Raw genomic sequence first — 14,597 nt, 5'->3', positions numbered from 1 at the left:
CAGGACAATCATTTCGACTTCTTGCCGTTACTGTGGCTGCGCTTGGCCTCCACGGCGCGGCCGACGCCGACGATGAGCGTGACGGCCAACGTAATGGTGACGGCGAGCGAGCGGAACATGCCGACCGAGGCTTGCTGTACTTCCAGGCTGACGTCGGCGTGCTCGGCGAGCGGGCTGAGCGGGCTGTCGGTCATGGCGATGATCTTGACGCCACGCTGCTTGGCTTCACGCACGACCTGCGCCACGTCCGGCGAATACGCCTTGGAGCTGATGGCGAGGATGACGTCGCGATTCGTGGCGTGGCCGACCTGCTGCATGAACATGCCGCCCACGCCGTCCACCAGCACGTTTCGCACGTTCATCTGGCTGAAGGCGTAGGCCAGGTAGCAGGCGATCGGGAAGGAGCGGCGGTGCGCCACCAGGTACACGATCTCCGAGTCCGTGATCAGCTGGTAGGCTCGCTCCAGCAGCGGCCCCATCCGCTTTTGCTGCTGCAACCGGCGCAGGCCGTCGATGTCCGCTTCGATGAACTGGTCGAGCAGCGCGCTGGCGTCGTCCTTGGCTTCTTCGCTCGGGGCGCCATCGGTGCCGTTGAGGGAGCGCAGGCGCTCCTTATAGTCCGGCATGGCGTCGGTCAGCCGCGTGCGGAACACGCGCTGCATGTCGCTGTAACCGGAGAAGCCGAATTCCTTGGCGAAGCGGATGAGGCTGCTGGGTTGCACACCGGCGCGCTGCGAGACCTGCGCGATGGTATCGAGCGCGAGCTCACTGGGGTTGTCGAGAGCGTGGCTGGCGATCTGCTGGAGACGCTTGCTCAGGCTGGGGAATTGCTTGATGATCGCTTTTTCCAGCTGATCGTACGTCTCCGGATGCGGAGGTTCGCGCGGTCTCATTTATTTCACCGTCGGCATGGCGAAGCTCGCCCCGACGCTGGCGCCTCGCGGCCAGCGTGACGTGACGGTCTTCATGCGCGTGAAGAAGCGGACGCCTTCCGGACCGTGCATGTAGTGATCGCCGAACAGCGAGGCCTTCCAGCCGCCGAAGCTGTGGAACGCCATCGGCACGGGGATGGGCACGTTCACGCCCACCATGCCGATCTGGATGCGCTTGGTGAACTCGTCCGCAGCGTCGCCGCTGCTGGTGAAGATGGCGCCGCCGTTGCCATAGCGGTGGGCGTTCACCAGCTGGATGGCGGCGTCGAGCGTCGGCACGCGGACGACGGCGAGCACCGGGCCGAAGATCTCTTCCTGGTAGATCGTCATGGCCGAGGTGACGTGGTCGAACAGGCAGCCACCCAGGAAGAAGCCGTTTTCAGATCCCGGAATCTTGAGGCCGCGCCCGTCGACCAGCAGCTTGGCGCCTTCCTTGACGCCGAGGTCCACGTAGCCGGAAACCTTCTCGAGGTGTTGCTTGGTGACCAGCGGCCCCATGTCCATCCCCGGCTGGTTGCCGGGCCCGATCTTGAGCGCCTTGACCCTGGGGATGAGCGCCTCGACCAGGCGGTCGCCCGTTTCCGGGCCGACCGCGACGGCCACCGAGATGGCCATGCAGCGCTCACCGGCCGAGCCGTAGGCGGCGCCCATCAGCGCGTCGACCGTGTGGCTCAGGTCGGCGTCGGGCATGACGATCATGTGGTTCTTGGCGCCGCCCAGGGCCTGCACCCGCTTACCGGCTCGCGTCGCGCGCTGGTAGACGTTCTCGGCCACGGGCGTGGAGCCGACCAAGCTGATCGCCGCGACGTCTGGATGCTCGATGAAGGCGTCGACGACTTCCTTGTCGCCGCTCACGACGTTGAACACGCCCGGTGGCAGCCCTGCCTGCGCCCACAGCTCCGCGAGGCGCAGCGACAGCGACGGCACCTTCTCCGACGGCTTCATGACGAAGGTGTTGCCGCAGGCGATGGCGATCGGCGCCATCCACAGCGGGATCATGGCCGGGAAGTTGAACGGCCCGATGCCGGCGCAAACGCCGAGCGGCTGGCGAAAGGACCAGCTGTCGACGCCGCGCGCCACGCCCTCCGAGTACTCACCCTTGAGCAGCTGCGGAATACCGGCGGCGAATTCCACGACCTCCATGCCGCGCGTCACGGAGCCGCGCGCGTCCTCCAGCACCTTGCCGTGCTCGGCGGTGACGAGCCCCGCCAGCTCGTCCATGTGCTGGTCGATCAGGCCCTTGAGCTCGAACATGACGCGCGCGCGCCGCACCGGTGGCGTCGCCGACCAGCTCTCGAATGCCTGCTTGGCGACGGCCACGGCGCTCGACACCTCGGCGGCCGTCGACATCGGCACCTTGCTCGTGACGGCGCCGAGCGCCGGGTTGAAGACGTCGCCCCAGCGCTGAGTGGAGCTGTCCGTCATCTTGCCGCCCACGTGGTTCTGCAATTTCTTGATCATGTCTTCGTTACCTATCGAGGCTCGGGCCGCGCTACTGGCAGGCCGTCAGGCCTCCGTCGACGTACAGGATTTGCCCGGTCACGAAGTCGCTGCCTGGGCCGCAGAAGAACAGCGTCGGTCCGACGACGTCCTCCGGCTCCGCGGCGCGACCGAGCGGGATGCGCTCGAGCAGCTTGGCTCGTTGCTCGAGGTTCTTGAGGACGTGTTGCGCCATTTCGCTCTGCACGAAGGTCGGCGCCACGCCGTTCACGTTGATGCGATGCGGCGCGAGCTCCACCGCGTGCTGTCTGACGATCATGGCCAGGCCGCCCTTGCTCGAGGTGTAGGCCGAATAGCCTTTACCCCGCAGGGCCAGCGAGGCGCGCACGGACAGGATCTGCACCTGGCGTCCGCCTTGCCCTTGCTGCACCTGACGCCGCGCGACAGCCTGCCCCAGGAACATGGCCGCCTTCAGGTTGAGGTCGAGCACGCTGTCGAAGCTCTCCTCGGTCGCCTCGAGCACGCTCTGCTCGCGATGAATGCCGACGGCGTTGACGAGGATGTCGCAGCGCCCGAAGTAGTCGCAGACCGCGTCGACCGATCGCCCGATGTCCTTCACCGAGCGGGCGTCGAAGGCGACGGCCTTGGCTTCCGCCCCGGTAGCGAGCACCGAGTCCGTCACCGCGCGCAGCTTGAGCTCGTCGGTGCCGCCCACCACCACCTTGGCGCCGGCTTGGCCCAGGCCGCGCGCGATCGCCGCGCCGAGCACGCCGGTGCCGCCCGGTACGTACGCGACCTTGTCGGGCAAGGTTCTTGAGATGCTGGGCGCGGTGGTCCTCATGATGGCCTCAATCCAGGTGCAAACCGCCGTTGATGTCGAGCAGCTCACCGGTGATGAAGCCGGCCAGGGGCGAGGACAGGAACACCACGGCGTGCGCGATCTCCTCCGGCTCGCAGAAGCGGCCGACGGGGATCTGCTTCAGCGTCTGCTGCCGCTGCTCCTCCGTGAGCTGCTCGGTGATCATCCTGGTCTTCACGTAGGCCGGCGCGATGGCGTTCACGGTCACGCCATGCGGCGCCAGCTCTCGCGCCAGCGAGAACGTGAGCCCGCCGAGCGCGCCTTTGGACGCCGTGTAGGCGGTGCCGGCCGTGAGCCCGCCGGTCTTCATGGCCACCGAGCACATGTTGATGATGCGGCCCCACTTGCGCTCGCGCATAGAAGGCACCCACTCGCGGCTCAGGTGGTACGGTCCGTCCAGGTTGACGGCCATGATCTTGCGCCACTCCTCCGGAGTGGTCTCCGCCAGCTTGTGGTTGGAGAGCACGCCCGCGTTGTTGACCAGGATCTCCACCGCCCCGACGCGCTCGCGCACGTCGGCGCACGCGGCCTCGATCTGCGCCGGGTCGCTCAGATCGAACAGGAGCGGGTAGGAGCCTTCGCCAAGGGAGGCCGTCACCGCATCGAGCGCCGCGCGATCTGCGTCGGCCAGCACCACGCGGTGGCCTTCGGCGTGCAAGAAGCGCGCGATCGCCGCGCCCATGGCGCCGCCGGCGCCCGTCACCATCGCGACGCGGCTCGGGTTGTTGCTCTTGTTCTTCGTTTCGATTCTAGGCGGAGTCATTTTCGTTGCTCAGCAATCTGCGAGCGCGCCCAGGTAGTCGCGCACGCCCGTATGGTCCAGCAGCCTGCCGTACGTCGGCAGCTCCGCGACCTGACCACCGGCCACGAACAGGAAGCGCTCGCAGTGGTCACGCATGATGTCGATGTGAAACGGCTCGTAGGGGTGAACGCACAGCATGACCACGCGGCCGCTCGCGCGGAGCTGCTTGAAGAAGCTCAGCATGAAGCCGATGTAACCGTCTTGCGTGCTGAACTGCGGCTCGTCGAAGATGTGCACCAGCGGGTAGTCGGACCCCGCCGGCTGCAGCATGAAATTGGGCTTGGTCTTCTTGACCGAGCGCACCTGATACGACTGGTGATAGTGAATCACCATGCGGTCACGCTCGCGGTACTTCACTGATTGAATGTCGCGCCCGCCGCACAGGATCTGCCCGCTGGTCGGCACGTTGCTGCCCGACAGCATCTCGAACAAGGTCGTCTTGCCGGCGCCGTTCGGCCCCATCACGCCTATGATCTCCGGCCCTTCGATGGTGAACGAGGCGCTGAGGCTGAACGTCTGCTTCCTGGTGAACAGGCCGCGCGAGTACGTCTTCTTCAGGTTCCGCACCTCGAGGATCGGCGCCGTCATGACAGCTCTCCCAGCAGGTGTTCGTCCTGCAGCAACGCCCTGGCCGGCCCGTGGTGCACGACCCGGCCGCTGCGGATGACGTACGCGCGATCGCACACCGCCAGCACGCTGCGCACGTTTTGTTCCACCACCAGCACGCTGATGCCCTCGTCACGCAGGCGCGCGATGGTCTTCATGACGTCCTGCACCAGCTTGGGCGCGAGGCCTTGCGACGGCTCGTCCAGCAGCACCAGGCCGGGACCGCCCAGCAGCGCCCGGCCGATGGCGACCATCTGCATCTCGCCGCCGGAGAGGTTCTCGCTGTCGCGATCGAGAAGGTACTCCAGCGCGGGGAACAGGCCGAACACGTCCTTCTCGCTCCAGCTGCGGAACGCCGTCTTCTTCTTGCCCAGCTGAAGGTTTGTCCTCACCTTGAGCGCGGGGAAGATGCGGCGATCATCCGGCACCCAGCCGATGCCGGCGCAGGCGATGTCGCTCGTGGCCGCGCGCGTGATCTCGCTGCCGCGGAAGCGGATGGCCCCACGGCGAGCCGGCGTGAGACCGAGGATGGAGCGCAAGACGGTCGTCTTGCCCGCTCCGTTCGGTCCCAGGAGTGCCACGGCCTCGCCCTTGCCGACGCTCAGATCGACGCCGAACAGCGCCTGCGTCTCGCCGTAGAAGGTCTCGATCCCCCGGATCTCAAGCATCGGCCGGCGCTCCCAGCTTCGCTCGGCGCACCCAGGGATCCGAGCGCAGCTCGTCCGGCGTGCCCTGCGCGATCACCTGGCCCCAGTGGATCACCGACACGCGATCGGCCAGGCGGAACAAGAAGTCCATGTCGTGCTCGATCATGACGATGGTGAAGCGGCGCTTGAGCGTGAGGATCAGCTCCAGCAGCCGGTCGCGCCCTTCGGCGCCCATGCCTTGCGTGGGCTCGTCCAAGAAGAGCACGCGCGGCTCCGCCGCGAGCGCCACGGCGATCTCGAGCGCGCGGCGCTGGCCGTAGGACAGGTTGATCGATCTGCTGTCCAGGTGCTGGCCGAGCCCCACCTGCTCGACGATGCGGATCGCCTTGTCCATGGCGGCGGAGTCGGCGGCGACGCTCTTGAACGGGTTCATGCCGGAGCGGCGCATCTCCGGCACGGCGAACAGCACGTTCTCCAGCACCGTGAACCCGTCGAACAAGCTCATGATCTGGAACGAGCGCGCCACACCCCTCTGCGCGATCTGCCGCGGCGACAGGCCGGTGATGTCCTGTCCATCCAGCAGCACCTGCCCGCGATCCGGCGGAAAGTGACCGGTGAGCACGTTGAAGCAGGTCGACTTGCCGGCGCCGTTCGGGCCCATGATGCCCGACAGCTGGCCCTCTTCGAACGACAGCGTGATGTCCTCCAGGACCACCCGATCGCCGAAGCGCTTGCTCAGGTGGATGGCCTCAAACAGAGCCATTCTCCGCCTCCGTGGGCAGCTGCTCGGGTCCGGCCGCGCGAGATCGGCCCAAGAGCTTGGCGCGGTGATGTTGAAACGCGCCGGCGATGCCTTCGGGCTGGAACAGCACCACCGCCATGAAGAGCAGGCCGTACCAGAGCAGCCAGGTCTCGGTCGCGGCGCCGAGCAGGTCGCGCGCGACGATGAACACCAGCGCGCCCAGCACCGGCCCCCAGAAGCTCACGGTGCCGCCGCCGATCAGCACCGCCATGACGATGAAGCCGGAGCTGTGCACGCTCATCACGTCCGGATAGGCGCTCTCTTGTGACACGGCCAGGAGCCCGCCGGCCAGCCCAGCGAACACGCCGGACAGCGCTATCACGGCCCACTTCGTGAGCCACACGTTGTAACCGACGAAGCGCGCGCGAGACTCGTTCATGCGGATGGCTTGCAGCGCCTTGCCGAACGGCGAGTGCACCAGGCGCCACAGCGCCACGATCGCGAGCGCCAGGATGGCGAGCACCACGTAGTAGAGCGTGACGTTGTCCCCCAGATCGAGCCCAGCCAGCGCCGGCCGGCGAACGTTGAGCAAGCCGTCTTCCCCGCCCGTGATCGAGTGCGCCTTCATGGCCACGAACCAGAACACCTGCCCGCAGGCGATCGTGAGGAGGGCAAAGTAGATGCCGCGCCGGTGCGCCACGAGCGCCCCGACCAGCGCGGCACCGACGCCGCCCGCGACCGCGCCGAGCGCCAGGCAAAACAGCGGATTTTGCGACCAGTTCAGGTAACACAGGCCGTAGACGTAGGCGCCGACGCCCAGGAACGCGCCCTGGCCGAACGCGGGCAGGCCCGTGTAGCCCATGAGCAAGTTGTAGCCGAGCGCGTACAGCGTCCAGATCGCGACCTCGATGCCGAGGTACTGATAGAGCCCGACGTGCTCGGCCCAGAGCGGGAAGCTCGCCATCAAGGCCAGCGTGATCAGCATGGGCCTCGTGACCCAGGCTTGGCCGCGAGCCTGACTGTCTCTGGCGGTGATGGGTGTGTAAAGCGACATCGATCAGGCCTCGAGCGCGCTCTTCTTACCCATCAGCCCGCGCGCGCGGACGCTGAGCACCAGGATGAGCAAGAGGTACATGGACATGACCGACCACTCGGCGGCGTATCCACCGGTGATGCCGACCGTGATGCCGACGAGCATCCCGGCGAGCACGGCGCCCCAGAAGCTGCCGACCCCGCCCAGCACGATGATGAGAAACGACGGAATCACCGCGTCGACGCCCACGTGCGGGCGCAGGCCCCAGATCGGCGTCAGGATGATGCCGGCCAGCGCCGCCAGGCCGGCGCCGATGGCGAACACGAACAGCCGCAGCCGACCGATGTTGATCCCGAGCGCGCGCACCATCTCGGCGTCGTGCGCGCCGGCCTTCACGCGGGCTCCGTAGGGCGTCTTCTCCAGGAAGAGCCACACCAGCGCCATCAGCACGATGCCCAGAAGAGCGGCGAAGAACCGGTACTTGGAATAGAGGAGGTCACCGGCCATGAACGCGCCGTTCACGGCCTCCGGCACCGGCAGGTTCTTCTCGCCCGGGCCCCACGCGATGCGAATGCCTTCTTCGAGCACCAGGGAGGCGCCGAAGGTGAGCAGGAGGCCGTACTCGGCCTTCTTGCCGTAGGTGCGGCGGACGCAGCGCTCGAGGCCCATGCCCACGACCCCGAGCACCAGGGGCGCCACGATCAGCGCCAGCGCGTACCTGAGCGCCAGCGGCAGCTCCAGGTACGTGCTGGCCGCCTCACCCATGAACCCGGGATTGATGATCTCCACCGCCAGGTAGGCGCCGAGCGCGAACAGCGAGCCGTGCGCCAGGTTGATCACCTCCATGACGCCGACGATGAGCATGAAGCCGAGCGCCAGCAGCCCGAACAGAATGCCGAGCGAGACGCCGTTGATCAGGTGGGGCAGCACGGCTCACGGCTCGTAGACGGGCGTCGACTCGATCGGCTCCAGCTTGCACTTGGCGTCCGCGTCCCTGTCGACGACCTGGCTGGGGTCGGCGTGGCTGAGGATCTTGAACAGCTCGTCGGGGTTCTGCGACTCGAGGTCGGCGGTGGCCAGGTAGATGGTCTGCTGCAGCTGGTGCGTCGCCGGGTTCATGTAGGCGTCGTGGTGCTGCATGCGGTCTTTGGCTGGAATTTTCAGGCCTTCCAGCTCCTTGATCACCGCGTGGTTCTTGGTGGTCTTGGCGCGCTCGACCGCCTCCAGCAGCGAGCGGGTCGCCCAGTAGCCGTTGTAGAACACGTTGCCCGGCGTCTTGATCTTGGAGTCGGGGTTGGCCTTCGCGTACCTGGCGTTGAACTCCTTGACCCCAGGCAAGTCGAGCCCCTGGTACCAGGTCGTGCCGAACACGCCGAACAGGTCCGTGCGCGGCAAGCCGTAGATGTCCGGCCAGTCTTGCTGGTTGTTGATCCAGGCGTACTTGTCGCCCAGCTTTATCTGCGCGACCTGCGCGCGCAGGGCCTTCAAGTCGTCGCCGCCGACGGCGGCGGCGATAACGCTCGGTGCCTTCTGCTGCACTTTGAGCAGGATGGCGCTGAAGTCACGCGTGCCTTGCGGCACCAGGATCTCGTCGATGATCTCGCCGCCGTTGTCCATGACCACCTTCTTGGTAGCCTTGGCGGTGTCGTGACCCCACACGTAGTCGTTGGTGAGCAAGAGCCACTTCTTGCCGAACTTCTCGATCGCGCCCTTGGTGGAAGCCTGGGTGAAGTTGCTGCCGTTGGCGTCCCACACGAACTTCACGCGGTGGCAGTTCTCGCCGGCTTCCGTGGCGGAGCTGCTGTTGGTGTTGAGGTAGATGACACCGTACTTCTGCGCCACCTGGGATATGGCGTTGGCCACACCGGAGCTGACGCCGCCGACGAGAAAGGCGACCTTGTCCTGCTTGATCATGCGCTCGGCGACGCGCGACCCCGTGGCGGGCGTCGTCTCGGTATCCATGTGAACCCACTTCACGGGGCGACCGAGCACGCCGCCCCTGGCGTTGGCCTCTTCGATGGCCATGATGATGCCGCGCTTGTCGGAATCGCCGCTGTTCGCGTACTGGCCGCTGGCGTCCGCCGTGATGCCGATCAGGATCGGCGGCTTGCCTGACTCCGCTTGCGAGGAAGCTCCCGCGGCGCCAGCCTTCTTGTCGCACGCTGCGGCGAGCGCGCACAGCACGCCCACCCCCACGAGGTTCAGGATGCGAGAGGTCATTTCCTGAGCTCGACGCCGTTTTGCTTGCAGTGGGAGGCGACCATGTGTCCGACCAGCCCGTCGGAGAAGCCGGAGTTGAGCGCGGACACGAGCGAGTTGAGCACCGCCGGCCCCATCGGCGCCGTGAGCGGCACGTCCGCCACCATGCGGTTGTAGTAACGGAGATCTTTCGCGGCGTTGGCGAGCGTGAAGTTGAGCCCGCTGAAGTCTCCGCTCTCCAGGATCTTCGGCACGATGAGCTGGAAGATGCCGCTGTTGGCGCCGCCGCCGCCCACCACCTTGGCGAACTTGCCGAGGTCGACGCCGGTGGCCGCGCACGCGCACAGCGCCTCCGCGATCAGCGCCGCGTGCCCCATCGTGATGAGGTTGTAGATGAGCTTGGTGCGGGCGCCGGCGCCGACGCCGCCCATGTAGAAGACGTTCTCACAGAACGCTTCCAGCACCGGCCGCACCTCACCGAACGTCTGCTCGTCGGCGCCGACCATGGTGTTCAGCCTGCCCGCCTCGGCGTCCTTGGGGCTGCGCGCCAGCGGTGCGTCGGCGTAGGACGCGCCGAGCGCCGCCAGGTCCTTCGCGACGCGCTCGCTCATGGCCGGCTCGCCCGTGGAGCAGTCGAGCAAGATCATGCCCTTCTTGACGGCGCCCAGGATCCCGTTGTCTCCGTACACGACCTGTTCGATTTGCGGGGCGCCGGTCACGCACAGGATGACGACGTCGGAGGCTTCGGCGATGGCGCGCGGCGTCTTGGCTTCGCTCGCGCCTTGCGCGAGCAGGTCCTCGATCGGCTTGCGATTCCTGTGGGCCATCACGGTGACGGGGAAGCCTTTGGCCAGGAGGTTCTTGGCCATGCCGTGCCCCATCAAACCCACGCCGATGAACCCGATCTTCGTTGCCATGATGGACTCCTACCAGGGCGCCGATCGCAGGATCTTCGCCTCCACGCGCTCTGATTTGCTCTCGCCAGCAGCTCCGGCTCAGGAACCCCCTTCGTAGAATATTTGTTCCATTTTGTCAACCGATAGAATTCGGTTCCAGAGCGGCCCGCAGGCGAGCCTGGAACGCCCGAGCTCGCCACACAGAGCTCGTGACACAGGATGTGCTTTGGGGGGCACGCAGGGCCCTACCGCCTCAGGACGAGCGCATCAGGACCTCTAACTATCCGACAATACTACTGATCTTTGTCGCAGATCACGCTGGTCAGACTGCAGTGACGCTGCATGTTTGCACGGTTTGATGCGCTCGCCCCGCCTATGACCGCGACCTGCACCAGCGAATCGTCGAGGCTCACGCCGACGGCGAGGGGAGCCTCCGGGAACTGGCCGAGCGCGTCGCCGTCGCTCCGAGCACCGTGCGGTAGGACTTTTAGAATTTCTATTTCAAAATTTGTTCGCTTGGACTATTCGTTCTGATCGCTGCATGTGTCGCCGGCTTGCGGTCCAGGCCGGCCTTCGTTCGAGATCCAGGCAGAGGAGGTCGGCAAACGTGCTTCGTTCAATGAGAGTCGTGCGAGCCCTCGTGGTCTGCGCGGGCGCCCTGGCCGCACTGCTGTCCTCGTCGTCGGCGCGAGCCGAGATCTTCCTGCTCAAGAAGGAGAAGGTGGACGACTGGGAGGTCTCGACCAACGGCCGCGTCGACGCCTACCTCAACTGGATCGGTGGTGAGACGATCAACGCGGACAACCTGGGCAACAAGGTCGACCCCGATGACCCTGCCTCGACCGATCGGTACATCTTGGTAGGACCGCAGATCGCCATCCGCGGCAACCCGACGCCCGCTGGCGCCGTCGGCAACACCGTCACCGACACGGATCTGAATACGTTCCGCATCCGTGGCGGCTTCGCCAGCACGATCCTCGCGTTCAACGTCTACAAGCAAGTTTCGCCGGACGTGAAGCTCACCATCAAGCTGGCGTTGTGGGCCGGCATTCAGAACGCCCAGACCAACAACGTGCGCCAGTTCAACGATGCGGCCTCGGTGGACTTCCGCGAGCAGTATGTGGACCTGTCCGGCAGCTGGGGCGCAGCGTGGGGCGGTCGCCGCCTCGGCTTGTTCAATCGCGGCGGCACGAGGATGAACTGGGCTCTGATCCACCAGCACGGCGTGGGTCATCCGTGCAACGTGGACTCGTCAGGGGCGGCCACCTGCGGCCACACCGGCGTGGGCTCGATGTTTCCGTCGCGTCACGCGCAGCTCGGCTACGCCACGCCGGAGCTCGCCGGCGTGCAGCTCTCGTTGGCGGCGCTCGACCCGGCCATGATCGACAGCTCCTGGAATCGCACCGTCGCGCCGCGCTTCGAGGGCGAGCTCACCTTTCGCAAGGTGTTGAACGACAAGCCCGTAGTGAAGGACGAGGTCAACGCCTGGGTCAACGGCTTGACGCAGATGGTCGGCCGCACCACGGCGTCACCGTCCGACCCCGCCACGCAGGATCCCGGCATTCCGGCGGACGCGGTGCGCAACGTTTGGGGCGTCGGCGTCGGCGCTTGGGGTCGCTATGTCGGCTTCGGTATCGGCGCCACGGGTTGGCTCGGCCAGGGCCTCGGCACCGCGTGGGCGCTCGGCAACACGGCCATCGACAGCATCGGTGAGCTGCGCACGCACCACGGCTACCTGGCAGCCGCGAACTACCGCGCGGGTAATTTCGAGGTCGCAGTCTCCTATGGCTCCGCCAACGTGACGGAGACGGATTGGGACAAGGCCGCATCGAACCCGGTCAAGATCAGCGTGATCAAGGAGGTGCGCGGCATCGGCGGTAAGATCGCCTACTATATGACCCCTGTGGTGTTCTCGATCGACGGCATGAATCTGAAGCACACCTGGCATCGCGGTGAGACGCAGGACGCCAACGTCGTCAGCGCCGGCGTGCTCGCAGAGTGGTAGCTGGAAGCATTGCCGCGCCTCCGCACACCAGCATGCGGGGCCTCATGAGGCGCTCGGCGTAGCGCATCAACCGGAAGCCAGCGCGGGGAGGATCTCGGCGAGGCGATCGAACGTCTCGCGAGGGCCGCTCGCGGGAGGAGCGCTCGTCCGGGTCGTGCTCCTATCCCTTGACCGTGACGAGCGGCCAGAGTCGCGCCACGCGCCGCGCGATCCCCGCCTCCTCGACGGAGCGCACCACCGGCGTGATGGGCTTGTAGGCATACGGCGCCTCCTCCTTCATCCGCTGGTGGTACTTCGCGAGGATGTCGCGCCGCCGCCGCACCTGGGGCGCGTCGGGGTCGAGCGGCGTCACGACGTGCAGCTTCTCGACCGCGCGCCGGTAGACGTCCTCGTCGGCGTGCGCGGAGCGGCCGCGCGTGAGGCTGCGGCCCGCGCCGTGGCACGCGCTCGCGAGCAGCCCCGCGTGCCCTGCGCCCGCCAGCACCCAGCTCGAGTCGCCCATCGAGCCGGGGATGATCACCGGGTCACCTGTATACGAGAACGCTCCGCCCTCGCCGTCGGGTCCCCCGGCGGGCGTCGCGCCCTTGCGGTGCAGGTAGCGCGGCTCGGCCCCGTCGGGCTCCCAGATGAGGTTGTGCGGCGCATCGTACACGAGCGTGCTCGCGACCTCGCGGCCCAGGACCTCCCGCATCGCGCGCACCACCATAAGGCCCAAGAAGAGGCGGTTCGCGAACGCGAAGTTCGCGGCGTTCCGCATCGCGTCGAGGTAGACGGAGGCCTCGTGGGCGTGGGGGCCCACCGCCGGCAGCACATAGAAGCCGTGCGCCGGATGGGGCACCCCCGCGGGGTACAGCGCGCGGGCGCGCTCGTTGAAATAGCCGCCGACCGCGTGTCCGAGCCCGACGGAGCCCGCATGGGCCATGATCGTGACGGCGTTCTTCGAGAGCCCGAACGAGCGCGCCGTCGCGCCGTCGACCAGCTCGTCGACGGCCTGTATCTCGACGAAATGGTTGCCGCCGCCGACCGTGCCGATCTGGATGTCACGCCCGTCCGCCCGGCCCGACGCCTGGATGTACGCGTCGAACGCGAACGTCCCACGCGCGGGGAGCCCGCCGTGGAAGTGCACGCGATCGAGATCCGCGCGCTGGGCGCGAGGATCGTAGTGGGCCCACAGGCCGGTGCGGGCGTTGTCCGCCGCCGTCTCGTGCAGCCCGGACAGGCCATCACGGAGCATCGCCGCGCGCTGGCGCGGCGACATGGGGATATCGCGCTGGCCCTGGAAGAAGATCGCGCGGAGCCGCTGCTTCAGGGCGCCGATGTGCGGCGCGAGCTCGTCCCGGTCCACGTCCGTCGCGAGCAGGCGCATGCCGCAACAGACGTCGTTGCCGACGGCCTGCGGCACCACGAACCCGCGGGCATCCACGACGGTGCCCACGGGGATGCCCGCGCCCTTGTGAAAGTCGGGCGTGAGCACGATGGAGCGGATCTCGCCGGCTGAGCCGCCCCAGAACGGGGCAATCCTGCCGGCCTTTTCCCAGGTCTGAAGATCGCGGAGCGTGCCTTCAAGCGAGGCGAACCGGAGGAGCTCCTCGATGCCGTCGGCCTCGACGACGACATCTTCCCTCGCCACGAGGGTGATCGGAATACCGAACGGATTGTCGATGCGGGCCGTCGCGCCATCCAGGCGACGCACCACCGCATCGAGATGCAATTTGCCAACCATGCTGCTGTCCAATCCACGAAGACGCACGCGGCCGGCGCGATCACGCGACGGGGCCGCGGCTCACTCTCCCCCGATTTGGACCCGGTGCGCGAACGAGGGGATCGCACACCGCAGCAGCGGGGCTCACTATAAACCAGGAGCGCCGGTCGTCAAGCGGCTCGGGCTGGCTCGGCCTGCCCGCAAGGGCCAGCAGGGCGCCCACCTCTACGAGCCGGAGAGAACTCGGGCGACTGAGACATCTGGGGAGCCACACCCAGCCTCTCGGGTGGGGCCCGGCCCCCTCGACCTTCGCCTCTTCGCGGCCTACCACAGACGGAGGGACTCGAGGGGGTCGTCGAGTTCCCGGCCCGGGTGGCGCTCGGCGTCACCGGGGGCCCTCGTCCGCGGGACGGTAGTTCCCGACCCATGTCTCGCGCGGCTGGTTGAAATGACGGCGATAGGCGCACGGAGGGTCGTCACGGACAAGCCAGTCATGCTCGGTGGGGAAGACCTCCAGGAGCATGGCGTCCTCTTCGGCCACACAACCGTCGAAGATGCAGGCGTCAAAGCGGTGCTCCTTGCGAGGGGCTGAGACATCGACAAGACTGCGCGGCAATAATAGCAAACGCAACGAGCCGCAGCGCTTCTCGGCTTCGGCGCACGATCCCGAATCTCACCCGTCTTCGCCTGCCGAACCATCAGTCGTTCGCTCAACCGAAGCCGCCGGACCAGAT

14 protein-coding genes are annotated in these 14,597 nt (G+C 67.0%); 1 reads left to right on the top strand and 13 read right to left on the bottom strand.

Annotation, left to right across the window (positions count from 1 at the left end; translation table 11 throughout):
- Positions 1-8 precede the first annotated feature (8 nt).
- The 11 genes from WMF11_RS11045 to WMF11_RS10995 all read right to left on the bottom strand — a co-directional run bounded on the left by WMF11_RS11045 (position 9) and on the right by WMF11_RS10995 (position 10,177).
- On the bottom strand, positions 9-893 hold the full coding sequence (locus tag WMF11_RS11045) for a MurR/RpiR family transcriptional regulator (protein ID WP_437908373.1): 885 nt from the start codon (positions 891-893) through the stop codon (positions 9-11).
- Positions 894-2,393, bottom strand: a complete 1,500-nt coding sequence (locus WMF11_RS11040; RefSeq protein WP_437551696.1) for a CoA-acylating methylmalonate-semialdehyde dehydrogenase — start codon at positions 2,391-2,393, stop codon at positions 894-896.
- A gap of 31 nt (positions 2,394-2,424) precedes the next feature.
- Positions 2,425-3,141 (bottom strand): SDR family NAD(P)-dependent oxidoreductase, encoded by a 717-nt coding sequence (locus WMF11_RS11035; RefSeq protein ID WP_437908371.1) that lies wholly within the window; start codon positions 3,139-3,141, stop codon positions 2,425-2,427.
- Between the two features lie 79 nt (positions 3,142-3,220).
- A complete protein-coding gene (locus tag WMF11_RS11030; RefSeq protein WP_437977428.1) occupies positions 3,221-3,994 on the bottom strand; it encodes an SDR family NAD(P)-dependent oxidoreductase in 774 nt (257 codons plus the stop codon).
- Between the two features lie 9 nt (positions 3,995-4,003).
- Complete coding sequence (locus WMF11_RS11025; protein ID WP_437551690.1) at positions 4,004-4,621, bottom strand: ATP-binding cassette domain-containing protein; 618 nt, start codon at positions 4,619-4,621, stop codon at positions 4,004-4,006.
- Complete coding sequence (locus WMF11_RS11020; RefSeq protein WP_437551688.1) at positions 4,618-5,307, bottom strand: ABC transporter ATP-binding protein; 690 nt, start codon at positions 5,305-5,307, stop codon at positions 4,618-4,620. The genes WMF11_RS11025 and WMF11_RS11020 overlap by 4 nt, the downstream gene beginning before the upstream one ends.
- Complete coding sequence (locus WMF11_RS11015) at positions 5,300-6,049, bottom strand: ABC transporter ATP-binding protein (RefSeq protein WP_437551686.1); 750 nt, start codon at positions 6,047-6,049, stop codon at positions 5,300-5,302. The genes WMF11_RS11020 and WMF11_RS11015 overlap by 8 nt, the downstream gene beginning before the upstream one ends.
- On the bottom strand, positions 6,036-7,013 hold the full coding sequence (locus WMF11_RS11010) for a branched-chain amino acid ABC transporter permease (protein WP_437908369.1): 978 nt from the start codon (positions 7,011-7,013) through the stop codon (positions 6,036-6,038). The genes WMF11_RS11015 and WMF11_RS11010 overlap by 14 nt, the downstream gene beginning before the upstream one ends.
- Before the next feature lie 72 nt (positions 7,014-7,085).
- Positions 7,086-7,991, bottom strand: a complete 906-nt coding sequence (locus WMF11_RS11005; protein ID WP_437977427.1) for a branched-chain amino acid ABC transporter permease — start codon at positions 7,989-7,991, stop codon at positions 7,086-7,088.
- Between the two features lie 3 nt (positions 7,992-7,994).
- Positions 7,995-9,281, bottom strand: coding sequence for an ABC transporter substrate-binding protein (locus WMF11_RS11000; RefSeq protein WP_437977426.1), 1,287 nt, complete (start codon positions 9,279-9,281; stop codon positions 7,995-7,997).
- Complete coding sequence (locus tag WMF11_RS10995; RefSeq protein ID WP_437977425.1) at positions 9,278-10,177, bottom strand: NAD(P)-dependent oxidoreductase; 900 nt, start codon at positions 10,175-10,177, stop codon at positions 9,278-9,280. Before WMF11_RS10995 ends, WMF11_RS11000 begins: the two co-directional genes overlap by 4 nt.
- A gap of 607 nt (positions 10,178-10,784) precedes the next feature.
- Here WMF11_RS10995 and WMF11_RS10990 point away from each other — a divergent pair.
- Positions 10,785-12,161: a porin gene (locus WMF11_RS10990; protein ID WP_437977424.1), complete on the top strand. Its 1,377-nt coding sequence runs from the start codon at positions 10,785-10,787 to the stop codon at positions 12,159-12,161.
- Between the two features lie 160 nt (positions 12,162-12,321).
- Here the strand turns inward: WMF11_RS10990 and WMF11_RS10985 are convergent, their stop codons facing one another.
- Both WMF11_RS10985 and WMF11_RS10980 read right to left on the bottom strand, forming a co-directional pair.
- Positions 12,322-13,884: an RtcB family protein gene (locus WMF11_RS10985; protein ID WP_437977423.1), complete on the bottom strand. Its 1,563-nt coding sequence runs from the start codon at positions 13,882-13,884 to the stop codon at positions 12,322-12,324.
- A 364-nt stretch (positions 13,885-14,248) separates the two neighbouring features.
- Complete coding sequence (locus tag WMF11_RS10980) at positions 14,249-14,386, bottom strand: hypothetical protein (RefSeq protein ID WP_437977422.1); 138 nt, start codon at positions 14,384-14,386, stop codon at positions 14,249-14,251.
- Positions 14,387-14,597 lie beyond the last annotated feature (211 nt).

Origin of the sequence: Sorangium sp. So ce295 (assembly GCF_051527405.1) — a bacterium.
GTDB classification, from domain to species: Bacteria; Myxococcota_A; Polyangia; order Polyangiales; family Polyangiaceae; genus Sorangium; species Sorangium cellulosum_B.
Note: the sequence above shows the minus strand (reverse complement) of the source record. Positions and strands in the feature narration are given on the sequence as shown.

Coding starts and splice junctions, on each gene's coding strand:
- WMF11_RS11030 (WP_437977428.1), bottom strand. CDS start 3,994: ATGACTCCGCCTAGAATCGAAACGAAGAACAAGAGCAACAACCCGAGC.
- WMF11_RS11010 (WP_437908369.1), bottom strand. CDS start 7,013: ATGCTGATCACGCTGGCCTTGATGGCGAGCTTCCCGCTCTGGGCCGAG.
- WMF11_RS11025 (WP_437551690.1), bottom strand. CDS start 4,621: ATGACGGCGCCGATCCTCGAGGTGCGGAACCTGAAGAAGACGTACTCG.
- WMF11_RS11015 (WP_437551686.1), bottom strand. CDS start 6,049: ATGGCTCTGTTTGAGGCCATCCACCTGAGCAAGCGCTTCGGCGATCGG.
- WMF11_RS11020 (WP_437551688.1), bottom strand. CDS start 5,307: ATGCTTGAGATCCGGGGGATCGAGACCTTCTACGGCGAGACGCAGGCG.
- WMF11_RS11040 (WP_437551696.1), bottom strand. CDS start 2,393: ATGATCAAGAAATTGCAGAACCACGTGGGCGGCAAGATGACGGACAGC.
- WMF11_RS10980 (WP_437977422.1), bottom strand. CDS start 14,386: ATGCTCCTGGAGGTCTTCCCCACCGAGCATGACTGGCTTGTCCGTGAC.
- WMF11_RS10985 (WP_437977423.1), bottom strand. CDS start 13,884: ATGGTTGGCAAATTGCATCTCGATGCGGTGGTGCGTCGCCTGGATGGC.
- WMF11_RS10995 (WP_437977425.1), bottom strand. CDS start 10,177: ATGGCAACGAAGATCGGGTTCATCGGCGTGGGTTTGATGGGGCACGGC.
- WMF11_RS11045 (WP_437908373.1), bottom strand. CDS start 893: ATGAGACCGCGCGAACCTCCGCATCCGGAGACGTACGATCAGCTGGAA.
- WMF11_RS11000 (WP_437977426.1), bottom strand. CDS start 9,281: ATGACCTCTCGCATCCTGAACCTCGTGGGGGTGGGCGTGCTGTGCGCG.